Genomic DNA, 12744 nt, shown 5'->3' on the forward strand with positions numbered 1-12744 from the left:
TGATACAACTTCGCATTGGACATGTGGTCATACAAGCCTACTGTTCAAAACAGGAGGTGACGTATGAAACCAGTACCCAACAGCTTTGAACGTAAAATCATGCTCCGGTCGCCGCGCTCCCATGTCTGGCGCGCGCTGGTCGATGCCGAGGCGTTTGGCCAGTGGTTTGGCGTGGCCCTGGAGGGGCGGCGGTTTATCGCCGGCGAGTGGACCCAGGGGCAGGTCACGTACCCCGGTTATGAACATGTGCTCTGGAACGTGCTGGTGGAGCGGGTCGAGCCCCAGCAGTTGTTTTCCTTCCGCTGGCATCCCTATGCCGTGAACCCGAAAATCGACTACTCCCAAGAACCGACCACACTGGTCAAATTCGAGCTGCAGGACTATGAAAACGGCACGCTGCTGAAGGTTTCCGAGTCAGGTTTCGCGCATATTCCCGATGTCCGTCAGAAAGAGGCGTACTACATGGACAGCCGTGGCTGGGAAGAACAATTGAGCCGACTCGAACACTTTCTCGCCGAGACCGACAGGGCACGCGAGCGTGAAGGTGGCTGACCACGAGTGGTTTGATCCGTGGTTGAAGCGTTGGGCGCTGGTGCCCGACGGTATTCCGATCATCACGCCGGGCAGCAAGCTGTTGCCGGTGCGTCAGGGTGACGTACCGGCGATGCTGAAAGTCGCGGTGGACGATGAGGAAAAGTACGGCAACCTGCTGATGACCTGGTGGGACGGTGAGGCTACCCGGATCATGTGCCGAGCCTTGGGCCGGCTGCACGCACCGCGACCGACGCCGCCGGACAGCTGAAAGTCGCGGATCTGGCGGCTTCTGCACTCAATGCCCGACACGTCTAAGGGTTTTCGGAAGGGGCGCTATAGCGAATGTCTTACACGCGCTGGTAGCTTTATCGACTATTGCCAATTGGATCCACAGCGTAATCTAGCCTCATCAACTGAAGCACAGGGAGTGTTTCAGGATCATGGATGATCGACCATATGCAAGGATCGCTGCCGACAGGGAGTCGATAATGGTCTTGGGAAAAACCCGCCTCGGCGGGTTTTTTTTCGCCTGTGGAAAAGTGCCGTGCCCAAACAGAAACACCGCCGATCTGGCGGTGTTTCTGCATCTGCCGATATTACGAGGCGATCAACTGCCGCAGCACGTAATGCAGGATCCCACCGGACTTGAAGTACTCCACCTCGTTCAGGGTATCGATGCGGCACAGCACTTCGATTTTCTCCTGATGCCCGTTTTCACGGGTGATGACCAGGGTCAGGTTCATCCGTGGCGTCAGCTCGACACCGCTCAGACCCTGAATATCCAGGGTTTCCTTGCCGGTGAGGTTCAGGCTCTTGCGATTCTGATCGAGCTTGAACTGTAACGGCAGCACGCCCATGCCCACCAGGTTGGAACGGTGGATCCGCTCGAAGCTTTCGGCGATCACCGCTTTCACGCCCAGCAGGTTGGTGCCCTTGGCCGCCCAGTCGCGGCTGGAGCCGGTGCCGTATTCTTGCCCGGCAATGACCACCAGCGGGGTGCCCGAGGCCTGATAACGCATGGCCGCGTCGTAGATCGCCAGTTTTTCGCCGGTCGGAATGTAGATCGTGTTGCCACCTTCTTCGCCGCCGAGCATTTCGTTGCGGATGCGGATGTTGGCAAAGGTGCCGCGCATCATTACTTCGTGGTTGCCCCGGCGTGAGCCGTAGGAGTTGAAGTCCCTTGGTTCGACACCTTGCTCGCGCAAGTACCGCCCGGCCGGGCTGTCGGCCTTGATGTTGCCGGCGGGGGAGATGTGGTCAGTGGTCACCGAATCGCCCAACAGTGCCAGCACCCGCGCGCCTTCCACATCGGCGATCACCGGCAAAGGCCCGGCAATGTCATCGAAGAAGGGTGGATGCTGGATGTAGGTCGAGTCCGCCTGCCAGACGTAGGTTGCGGCTTGTGGCACTTCGATGGCTTGCCACTGCTCGTCACCGGCAAACACTTCGGCATATTCCTTGTGGAACATCGCTGTGTTGACCTGATTTACCGCGTCGGCGATTTCCTTGCTGCTCGGCCAGATATCACGCAGGTAAACCGGATTGCCCTGCTGGTCGTTGCCCAGCGGCTCACTACTGATATCGGTGCGCACACTGCCGGCCAGGGCGTAGGCGACGACCAGCGGTGGTGATGCAAGCCAGTTGGTTTTCACCAGCGGATGCACCCGGCCTTCGAAATTGCGGTTGCCGGACAGCACCGACGCCACGGTCAGATCGGCTTTCTGGATGGCTTTTTCGATCGGTTCCGGCAGCGGTCCGGAGTTGCCGATGCAGGTGGTGCAACCATAACCGACCAGTGAAAACCCGAGCTGATCGAGGTACTGCGTCAACCCGGCGGCTTTGTAGTAATCGGTGACAACCTTCGAACCCGGTGCCAATGAACTCTTCACCCACGGCTTGCGTGTCAGGCCTTTCTCCACGGCTTTTTTCGCCAGCAGACCGGCAGCCATCATCACGCTCGGGTTGGAGGTATTGGTGCAGGACGTGATCGCGGCAATCACCACCGCACCGTTTTTCAGGCGATAGGTGTGGCCATCATCCTCGTAATCGGTTTCACCGACCAGATCGGCATTGCCCACCGCGACACCGCCACCGCCCTCGCTTTCCAGGCGTCCTTCTTCCTTGCTGGTGGGTTTGAATTGCAAATCGAGGAAGTCACTGAACGCCTGGCCGACATTCGGCAGCGAGACGCGATCCTGCGGGCGTTTCGGCCCGGCGAGGCTGGCTTCGACGCTGCCCATGTCCAGCGCCAGGCTGTCGGTGAATACCGGTTCCTGACCAGGCAGGCGCCACAGGCCCTGAGCTTTGGTGTACGCCTCGACCAGTTTCACCACTTCCGGCGGACGGCCGGACAGGCGCAGGTAGTCCAGCGTCACGTCATCCACCGGGAAGAAACCGCAGGTCGCGCCATATTCCGGGGCCATGTTGGCGATGGTCGCGCGGTCGGCCAGCGGCAGGTCGGCGAGGCCGTCGCCGTAGAACTCGACGAATTTGCCGACCACGCCTTTCTTGCGCAGCATCTGGGTCACCGTCAGCACTAGGTCGGTGGCGGTGATGCCTTCCTTGAGCTTGCCGGTGAGTTTGAAACCGATCACCTCGGGAATCAGCATCGACACCGGTTGCCCGAGCATCGCCGCTTCCGCCTCGATCCCGCCGACACCCCAGCCGAGTACGCCCAGACCGTTGATCATGGTGGTGTGAGAGTCGGTGCCGACCAGCGTGTCGGGGAAGGCATAGGTGCGGCCGTCTTCGTCCTTGGTCCACACGGTGCGCCCGAGGTATTCGAGGTTGACCTGGTGGCAGATCCCGGTGCCCGGCGGCACCACGCTGAAGTTGTCGAAGGCGCTCTGGCCCCAGCGCAGGAAGGCGTAGCGTTCGCCGTTGCGCTGCATTTCGATGTCGACGTTCTGTTCGAAAGCGCTGGCGCTGGCGAATTTATCGACCATCACCGAGTGGTCGATCACCAGATCTACCGGCGACAGCGGGTTGATTCGCTGCGGATCACCGCCGGCCTTGGCCATGGCGGCGCGCATCGCGGCCAGATCGACGACGGCGGGGACGCCGGTAAAATCCTGCATCAGCACCCGGGCAGGGCGATACTGGATTTCCCGGTCGGAGCGACGCTCCTTGAGCCACGCGGCAAGCGCCTTGAGGTCGGCGCCGGTGACGGTTTTTTCATCTTCCCAGCGCAGCAGGTTTTCCAGCAGGACTTTCAGCGACATGGGCAGCCTGTCGAGATCGCCCAAGGTCTTGGCGGCATCCGGCAGGCTGAAATAGTGGTAAGTCTTGTCATCGACTTTCAGGGTTTTCAGAGAATTCAGACTATCGAGGGACGGCATTACGATCACTCCTTTGAGTCCGCACGGCTACGGACTGAGGGGACGGGCAGAGCTATCAACGTAGCCCTGTTTTCAGTAGCTGGCTAATAACTGGACTCTATGGGCAAGTCCAAGGTTCCGACATGGGCTATCATGCGCCGGTTTTCGTGACAGGCTTTGCTTTTACGCAAGCCTGGACATCGCGCAGGGGATGAATGACCGCCCCCGCCCAGGAGTAAGAATGAACACCCTATTCATGCATTGCCGGCCGGGCTTCGAAGGCGAAGTCTGCTCGGAGATTTCCGATCTCGCCGCCCGACTGAACGTGGCCGGCTACGCCAAGGCCAAACCGGCGACCGCTTGCGCCGAGTTCGTCTGCACCGAAGAAGACGGCGCCGAGCGCCTGATGCGCGGTCAGCGTTTCGCCGAGCTGATCTTCCCGCGCCAGTGGGCTCGCGGGTTTTTCATCGATTTGCCGGAAAACGATCGCATCAGCGTGATCCTCGCGCACATGGCCGAATTCCCGGTGTGCGGCAGTCTGTGGCTGGAAGTCGTCGACACCAACGACGGCAAGGAACTGTCGAATTTCTGCAAGAAGTTCGAAGGCCCGCTACGCAAGGCGCTGACTGGCGCCGGCAAACTGGTGGACGACGCCAGCAAGCCGCGTTTGCTGCTGACCTTCAAGAGCGGCCGTGAAGTGTTTCTCGGTCTGGCCGATGCCGGTAACTCGGCGATGTGGCCGATGGGCATTCCCCGTTTGAAGTTTCCGCGTGAGGCGCCGAGCCGTTCCACGTTGAAACTGGAAGAGGCCTGGCACCACTTCATCCCCCGCGACCAGTGGGAAGATCGCCTGCACAGCGACATGACCGGCGTCGACCTCGGCGCGGCGCCGGGCGGCTGGACCTGGCAACTGGTCAATCGCGGCATGCTGGTGACGGCCATCGACAACGGCCCGATGGCCGAGAGCCTGATGGACACCGGTCTGGTGCAGCACCTGATGGCCGACGGCTTCACCTTCAAACCGAAGCAGCCGGTGGACTGGATGGTCTGCGACATCGTCGAAAAACCGGCACGCAATGCGGCGATGCTCGAAGAATGGATCGGCGAGGGCCATTGCCGGGAAGCGGTGGTCAACCTGAAGTTGCCGATGAAGCAGCGTTACGCCGAAGTGAAGCGTCTGCTGGAGCGCATTGCCGATGGTTTCAAGGCCCGCGGGATCAAGGTCGATATCGGCTGCAAGCAGCTGTACCACGACCGCGAGGAAGTGACCTGCCATTTGCGCCGCCATGACGTGAAGAAAGCCAAAGCCCGCTGAGCGCGCGACAGGTGACCGAACACCCGGCATTGGGCGACAATGCCGGCCAGTTTCAGGAGTGAATCATGAGTGAAATGATCAATACGCCGGTCGACGGCACCCTTGACGCTACGGGCCTCAACTGCCCGGAGCCGGTGATGATGCTGCACCAGCACATCCGTGACCTGGTGCCCGGCGGCCTGCTCAAGGTGATCGCCACCGACCCGTCGACCCGCCGCGACATCCCCAAGTTCTGCGTGTTTCTCGACCATGAACTGGTAGGTCAGCACGAAGAGGCCGGGACCTATCTGTACTGGATCCGCAAGAAGTCCGGTTGATCGAAAGGCAAAAAAAGACCTGCAAATGCAGGTCTTTTTTTATGGCCGGTCAGCCCATCGAGCGGCTGATGCGAATGCGTTTGCGCGCACTGCGCGTCAGGCGGATCGACAGCATCAGCGCCGCGCAGCTGAGTCCGACGATCAGGCCTTCCCACAAACCGCTCGGGCCGCGAGGTTCGCCGAACCAGTCGGTCAGGCCGAGGGCGTAACCCACCGGCAGGCCGATGCCCCAATAGGCGAACAAGGTCAGGATCATCGTCACCCGCGTGTCCTGATAACCGCGCAGGGCGCCAGCGGCGGTGACCTGGATCGCATCGGAGAACTGGAACAGCGCCGAATACACGATCAGCATCGCCGCGATGTGAATCACCATCGGATCAGAGGTATAGATCGCCGCGATGTGCTCGCGCATCAGCAACATCATGCTCGCCGACAGGCAGGCGTAGGCCAGCGCGGTGCCCATGCCGACACCCGCGGCGAAACGCGCTTCGCGGGGTTCTTCACGGCCCAGAGCCTGGCCGACACGCACGGTCACGGCCATGCCCAGCGAGTATGGAATCATGAACACCAGCGAGCTGACGTTCAGCGCGATCTGGTGTCCGGCCACCACCGTGGCGCCAAGGCTGCCGATCAGCAGCGCGATCACCGCGAAGATGCTCGACTCGGCAAACACCGCGACGCCGATCGGCAGACCGATGGCCAGCAAACGCTTGATCACTGCCCATTGCGGCCAGTCGAAACGGCTGAACAGTTCGCTCGACTTGTAGGCCGGGGCCCAGCGCTCGTAACCGGCCAGGCCTAGTGCCATTACCCACATCACGATCGCCGTGGCCCAGCCGCAACCGACGCCGCCCATGGCCGGCACGCCGAAGTGGCCATAAATGAACACGTAGTTCAGCGGAATGTTCAGCGCCAGACCGCACAGGCCCAGCACCATCGCCGGGCGGGTGCGACCGAGGCCGTCACTGGTGCAGCGCAGCACATGGTAGAAGGCCACGGCCGGCAGACCGCTGGCGATGCCGTGCAGGTATTGCATGCATGGACCGATCAGTTCCGGATCGACTTTCATCAGGTGCAGAACCGGTTCGGCGCAGAACAGCAGGGTGGTCGCCATCAGTCCGACCACCAGAGCCAGCCACAAGGCCTGACGCACGATCGGGCCGATCTCGCTGTGAGTACCCGCGCCGAAGCGCTGGGCGACTTTCGGCGTGGTGGCCAGCAGGGTGCCGGTCATCAGCAGAAACACCGGCACCCAGATCGAGTTGCCCAGCGCCACGGCCGCCAGATCCTTGGGCCCTACGCGCCCGGCCATCACCGCATCGACGAAGCCCATGGCGGTGGTTGCCAATTGCGCGATCATGATCGGCAGGGCCAGGCCGAGCAGATTCTTCAGCTCCAGGCGAACCCGGGCAGGGCGGTTAAGGGAAACGGCGTCAGGGCGTTCGGTTACGGAGTTCACAGGCAAAGCGTCCACAGGGGGTTGATGCGCAAGGCCGGGCATTCTACGCCGCTGACACAATGGTCAGGAAAATTCCTCTGTTGCGGATTTGTAAACAACAGCCTGCTGGCTCATCGCAGTCCCAGCGCCTACACTGCCGATCCGCCCAAGGAGCCCCGCCATGCTGATTGTTGCCGACGAAAATATCCCGTTGCTCGATGCCTTTTTTGCCGGTTTTGGAGAAATCCGCCGGGTGCCGGGCCGTTCCATTGACCGGGCCACGGTCGAACAGGCCGACGTGCTGCTGGTGCGCTCAGTGACTAACGTCAACCGTGCGTTGCTGGAAGGCAGCAAGGTGCGTTTTGTCGGCACCTGCACCATCGGCACCGATCATCTGGACCTCGATTATTTCAACGAGGCTGGCATCACCTGGTCCAGCGCGCCCGGCTGCAACGCCCGGGGCGTGGTGGATTACGTGCTGGGCAGCCTGATGACGCTCGCCGAAATCGAAGGCGTCGACCTGACGCAGCGCACCTATGGCGTGATCGGCGCCGGTGAAGTCGGCGGTCGCCTGATCAAGGTACTCAAGGGGCTGGGCTGGCAGGTGATAGTCTGCGATCCGCCGCGTCAGGCGGCCGAGGGCGGCGACTATGTCAGCCTGGAGCAGATCATCGAGCAATGCGACGTGATCAGCTTGCACACGCCGCTGACCCGCAGCGGTGAAGGTGCGACCTGGCACTTGTTTGACGAGCCACGTTTGCAACAACTCAAACCCGGTACCTGGCTGATCAACGCCGCCCGTGGCCCGGTGGTGGATAACGCCGCATTACGCAAAGTGCTGCTGGAGCGAGAAGACCTGCAAGCGGTGCTTGACGTCTGGGAAGCCGAGCCGCAAGTCGATGTGGCGCTGGCCGAACTCTGTGTGCTGGCCACTCCGCACATCGCCGGTTACAGCCTCGATGGCAAACAGCGCGGCACGGCGCAGATCTATCAGGCTTACTGCAAATTCATCGGTCAGCCGGCCAGCATTCAGCTCGGCGATCTGTTGCCGGCACCGTGGTTGTCGGAAGTTTCCCTGCATGCCGACAGCGATCCGGCCTGGGCGCTGGCGATGTTGTGCCGAGGCGTGTACGACCCGCGCCGGGACGATGCGGATTTTCGCAGCACCCTGTTGGGCAGCGTCGGCGAGCAACGCGCGGCGTTCGATGTGTTGCGCAAGCAGTATCCGGTGCGTCGCGAAATCGAAGGGTTGAAAGTAAGAATTGAGGGGGATTCACCAGCCCTGCGGCAGATCGTGTCGGCATTGGGGGCGGTGGCCGTTTAAACACCGGACAGAAAAAACCCGGCCTGCAGGGGCCGGGTCAGGAAGACGGTGGCTATATCACTTTTGTTCGGCAGGCTTGACCAATCGCTTCTCCAGTTCGCGGCAGGCGTTCTGGATCATGTCTTCAGTGATTGGCACTTCGCGCCCATCCTTATCGATAATCGAGCAACCCAGAGGTTGGCCGGGCTTGGTGCGGATCACTTGAATCTTGTCGTCGCTGCTGTGTTGCAAGGACATGGCCTGTCTCCTCATCAGGTTGTGTAAGCACAATAAAACCGTCAGGTGACCAGGCTGTGACAACTCCCTTCGATCTTTCCGGAACGGTATCTCCACTCAAGCAGAAATGACCGTTCGTCTCAACCCGGGCATTAGACCGATAGCATCTAGGAGGTAGTCTGGCCGGTCATAATTAACCTGACTCATTGTGATTTGCAGAGTTCCACCCCATTTGAGTCTGTAGGCTGGCCCTATCCATCAGCACACGACGTGAACCTGAATGATCCCGATGCTTTCCTCGCGCCACCGCCGGGCCCTGCGCCTGACCAGTCATTTTCTTGCGCCCTATCGCTGGCAGGCCTTCGGTGCGCTACTCGCATTGATTGTCACGGCCGGTATTACGCTGTCGATGGGGCAGGGCATCAAGCTGCTGGTCGATCAGGGCTTCATGACCCAGTCGCCGCACCTGCTCAATCAGTCCATTGGCCTGTTCATGCTCCTGGTGCTGGGGCTCGCGGTCGGCACCTTTGCCCGGTTTTATCTGGTGTCATGGATTGGCGAACGGGTGGTGGCGGACATTCGTCGGCAGGTGTTCAACCATCTGGTTTACCTGCATCCCGGGTTTTATGAGGACAACCGCAGTTCGGAAATCCAGTCGCGCCTGACCGCTGACACGACATTGCTGCAATCGGTGATCGGCTCGTCGCTGTCGTTGTTCCTGCGCAATTTACTGATGGTCATTGGCGGTGTCGTGTTGCTGTTCATCACCAATGCCAAGCTCACCAGCATCGTGGTGATTGCGCTGCCGCTGGTGATTGCGCCGATCCTGATTTTCGGGCGACGGGTACGTAATCTCTCGCGATTGAGCCAGGACCGGATCGCCGACATTGGCAGTTACGTGTCGGAAACCCTCGGCCAGATCAAGACTGTTCAGGCCTACAACCATCAGGTGCAGGACGAACAGCGTTTCGCCTCCACTGTCGAGCAGGCATTCGAAACGGCGCGCAAACGGATTTTCCAGCGGGCCTGGCTTATTACGCTGGTGATTGTGCTGGTGCTCGGCGCCGTGGCGGTGATGTTGTGGGTCGGTGGCATGGACGTGATCGCCGGGCGAATATCTGCCGGTGAACTGGCGGCGTTCGTGTTCTACAGCCTGATCGTCGGCAGTGCGTTCGGCACGTTGAGCGAAGTGATCGGCGAATTGCAGCGCGCAGCGGGCGCCGCCGAGCGCATCGCCGAATTGTTGCGTTCGCAGAACATTATCCAACCGCCCAAAGATGGACTTGTGACCTTGCCGGAGCGGATCAAGGGCGAACTGGCGTTGCAGGACGTGCGCTTTTCCTACCCTTCGCGTCCCGAAAGCTATGCCGTTGACGGCTTGAGTCTGACGGTCAATGCGGGCGAAACCCTCGCGCTGGTCGGGCCGTCCGGTGCGGGCAAGTCCACGGTGTATGACTTGCTGTTGCGCTTTTATGATCCCCGCGAAGGGCAAATCCTGATCGATGGTGTGCCGTTGAAGAGTCTTGATCCGCTGGACCTGCGCCGCTGTTTTGCACTGGTTTCGCAGACCCCGGCGCTGTTCTTCGGCAGTGTCGAAGAAAACATTCGCTACGGTTGCCCGACCGCCACGCCGGAGCAAGTCCGGGAAGCCGCGAAAATCGCTCACGCCCACGACTTCATCGAGCAAATGCCCGACGGCTACCAGACCCACCTGGGCGACGGCGGCCTCGGCCTGTCAGGCGGGCAACGCCAGCGTCTGGCCATCGCCCGGGCGTTGCTGGTCGACGCGCCGATCCTGCTGCTCGACGAAGCCACCAGCGCCCTCGACGCACAGAGCGAACACCTGATCCAGCAAGCATTGCCGAGCCTGATGCAAAACCGCACCACGCTGGTCATCGCCCACCGGTTGGCGACGGTGAAAAACGCCGACCGGATCGCGGTGATGGATCAGGGCAAACTGGTGGCGATTGGCACGCATCAGGAGCTGATCGCCAGCAATCCGCTGTATGCGCGGTTGGCGGCGTTGCAGTTCAGTGATGGACATCAGGCTTCGACCGAGCCAGTAACCGACTGAGTAACCGACCCTGTAGACGACCCGGTCGAGCGCCATAAAAAATGCCCGCATCTATCGATGCGGGCATTTTTGTTTACGCTGATCTGTCAGCCAGGCGCTGAACGATCACTGATCGTCAAAGTACCGCTCATGCCAATCCACCAGCGGTTGCGGCGAGTTGAGTTTCTGGCCGTAGATCACCGAGTAGGACAGCACGTTCTGCACGTACTGGCGGGTTTCGTCGAACGGGATGCTTTCCACCCACACGTCGAAGCTCAGGTGGTCGGCGCCGCGCAGCCACTGGCGCACGCGGCCGGGGCCGGCGTTGTAGGCGGCGGAGGCAAGTACGCGGTTGCCGTTGAACTGGCTGTGCACCTGACTCAGGTAGGCGGCGCCGAGCTGGATGTTCTTGTCCGGATCGAGCACCTGCTGTGGCGAAGCCATCGGAATGCTGAACTTGCGCGCGGTTTCCTTGGCGGTGCCGGGCATCAGTTGCATCAGGCCGCTGGCGCCGACGCCGGAGCGGGCGTCGTCCATGAAGGCGCTTTCCTGACGGGTGATGGCGAACACCCAGCTCGAGTGCAGGCCACGGACCTTGGCTTCACGCACGAGGGTGTCGCGGTGGGCCATCGGGAAGCGGATGTCCAGGTCGTCCCAGTATTGCGCCTGGCTGATGGTGCGGATCGCCGGGAAGTACCACTTCAGGTCATAAGCCAGTTTGGCCTGGGCGACCATTTCGTCGCGATTGAAGTGACGGCTGACGTGATACCACTCGCGACGGCCGTCGACGATCTGCCCGCGGGCATGGAATTCCAGTGCACGGCGGACACCGGGGGTGTTGCGCACCTTGTTGATGATGGCCTGGCTGAGCACCAGCGGTTTGTTGACCAGCGAATAGGGCTGCTGCGAACGGTCGGCGGCGAGGAAACCGTAGAAGTCCCGCTCCCGCGCCAGACCTTTGTACAGCGTTTGTGCTTCGGGGTTCTGCGGTTGCGCCAGTTCCAGGCTGCGGGCCTGCCAGTAGCGCCAGCGGTTGGTGGTCGCCAGATCCTGCGGCAGGCGACGGGTCAACTGATAGGCATCGTCCCAGCGTGCCAGACGCAGCAGCAGACGCAGGCGCCATTCGGACACGGTGTTATCGCGCAGTTCCGGGTCATATTTGGTCATCACGTCCAGGGCGCGGCTGTCGAAGCGACGGGCCAGGGTCAGACCGATTTCACGGGCGATGGCGACTTTTTCATCCCGGGAGAAATGCATGCTGCTGGCGTAGCCATCGAGCAGATCCATGGCCTTGTCCGGATCCTGACGGGCCAGACGGCGCAGGCCGAGGCTGACGATGTCCGACATCGGTTCGTCGGCCGGGGTGAAGCGCGACGGCTGGTTGAGCAGTTCAGGTTTTTGCGCCACATCCACCAACAGGCGCCCGCGAGGGGCGAGGGTGGTCAGGCCATTGACCAGGCTGTTGGCCAGCGGATAGTTGCGTGTCTGTGCGGCGAGTTTGGTGCGCTCCCAGCGTTTTTGCTCGGTCAGTTGACCGTCGGCGGCCCAGATCCCGAACAGCGCATCACACGCGGCAGGCTGCGATTTGCCGGTCAGCCACAGTTTGTCGGCGTTGGCGTAACCCTCGGCCTTGTGGCCGCTGCTGATCTGGTACTGCGCGTTCAGACAGTCCAGTTCGGTGAAGTTGAGCTTCGGGTCGTAATACTTGACGAACGTCGCCCAGTCGCCACGATCGGCCAGCCAGCGCAGCCAGCGCAACTTCATCCAGTTGGCCTGAGGCAGATCACCGTGTTCGGCGAGGAACTTTTCGATTTCCGCGTTGCTGGCAGTCTTGAGGCGGGCGGTCAGCTCGTCGTAGGCCAGGTACGGCTCAAGCGGGTAGTCGGCGAGGGCCTGGCTGTAACGGAAGTACGGGCCGGTGTCGCCCTTGGCCAGGGCGCGCTTGGCCTCATCGTAATACTGACGCTGGGTGGACAGGTCCACCGCCTGGGCGGATTGAGCAGCAGCGGCGGTGAGTAGCAAACAGGACAAAACACTGAGAAGGCGACTGCGCATGAGACATCCGGGCAGAGAAATCATGACAAGTGCCAGCGTGGGCGGCACTGAATTGTCTGTAGCTTAGCCTTTTGCCAGCAGACGGCGAAAGCTTTGCCGGCCTTGCGGCACAAGATCGCAACAAATGTTGTGCAGAGTACGTCAGCGGTGAAATTGCCGGCCTGTTCGGCCCTCG

General features: G+C 61.2%; 9 protein-coding genes and 1 pseudogene. 6 read left to right on the forward strand and 4 right to left on the reverse strand.

The genetic code is table 11. The annotated features are described in order from the left end of the window. Positions 1-63: 63 nt before the first annotated feature. Both J5M72_RS20395 and J5M72_RS20400 read left to right on the forward strand, forming a co-directional pair. Positions 64-552 (forward strand): SRPBCC family protein, encoded by a 489-nt coding sequence (locus J5M72_RS20395; RefSeq protein WP_085713126.1) that lies wholly within the window; start codon positions 64-66, stop codon positions 550-552. Beyond that, positions 539-793, forward strand: a pseudogene (locus tag J5M72_RS20400) (aminoglycoside phosphotransferase family protein); the annotation flags it as partial. The gene J5M72_RS20395 and the pseudogene J5M72_RS20400, both read left to right, overlap by 14 nt. Positions 794-1130: 337 nt before the next feature. Here J5M72_RS20400 and acnA read toward each other — a convergent pair. Beyond that, positions 1131-3872 (reverse strand): aconitate hydratase AcnA, encoded by a 2742-nt coding sequence (gene acnA / locus J5M72_RS20405; RefSeq protein ID WP_169431228.1) that lies wholly within the window; start codon positions 3870-3872, stop codon positions 1131-1133. 220 nt (positions 3873-4092) lie between these two features. Between acnA and rlmM the strand changes: the two genes are divergently transcribed. Both rlmM and tusA read left to right on the forward strand, forming a co-directional pair. After that, a complete protein-coding gene (gene rlmM / locus J5M72_RS20410; RefSeq protein ID WP_169431227.1) occupies positions 4093-5166 on the forward strand; it encodes a 23S rRNA (cytidine(2498)-2'-O)-methyltransferase RlmM in 1074 nt (357 codons plus the stop codon). A 65-nt stretch (positions 5167-5231) separates the two neighbouring features. Further along, complete coding sequence (gene tusA / locus J5M72_RS20415; protein WP_011335204.1) at positions 5232-5483, forward strand: sulfurtransferase TusA; 252 nt, start codon at positions 5232-5234, stop codon at positions 5481-5483. Between the two features lie 49 nt (positions 5484-5532). On the opposite strand, the gene J5M72_RS20420 is transcribed toward tusA, so the two are convergent. Further along, entirely contained in the window at positions 5533-6942 is a 1410-nt protein-coding gene (locus J5M72_RS20420; protein WP_207866903.1) for an MATE family efflux transporter, read from the reverse strand. 160 nt (positions 6943-7102) lie between these two features. Here J5M72_RS20420 and pdxB point away from each other — a divergent pair, with 160 nt between their 5' ends. After that, entirely contained in the window at positions 7103-8245 is a 1143-nt protein-coding gene (gene pdxB / locus J5M72_RS20425; protein ID WP_207866904.1) for a 4-phosphoerythronate dehydrogenase PdxB, read from the forward strand. Between the two features lie 57 nt (positions 8246-8302). Here pdxB and J5M72_RS20430 read toward each other — a convergent pair whose 3' ends face one another. Continuing rightward, positions 8303-8482, reverse strand: coding sequence for a PA1571 family protein (locus J5M72_RS20430; protein WP_065260694.1), 180 nt, complete (start codon positions 8480-8482; stop codon positions 8303-8305). A gap of 259 nt (positions 8483-8741) precedes the next feature. Here J5M72_RS20430 and J5M72_RS20435 point away from each other — a divergent pair, with 259 nt between their 5' ends. After that, positions 8742-10535 carry an ABC transporter transmembrane domain-containing protein gene (locus J5M72_RS20435; protein ID WP_169431224.1) on the forward strand — a complete coding sequence of 598 codons (1794 nt, stop codon included), beginning with the start codon at positions 8742-8744 and terminating at the stop codon, positions 10533-10535. A gap of 105 nt (positions 10536-10640) precedes the next feature. Here J5M72_RS20435 and J5M72_RS20440 read toward each other — a convergent pair whose 3' ends face one another. Continuing rightward, a complete protein-coding gene (locus tag J5M72_RS20440; RefSeq protein ID WP_169431223.1) occupies positions 10641-12569 on the reverse strand; it encodes a transglycosylase SLT domain-containing protein in 1929 nt (642 codons plus the stop codon). Positions 12570-12744 lie beyond the last annotated feature (175 nt).

The sequence above is a fragment of the Pseudomonas sp. 58(2021) genome, from assembly GCF_017491585.1.
GTDB classification, from domain to species: Bacteria; Pseudomonadota; Gammaproteobacteria; order Pseudomonadales; family Pseudomonadaceae; genus Aquipseudomonas; species Aquipseudomonas fluorescens_BT.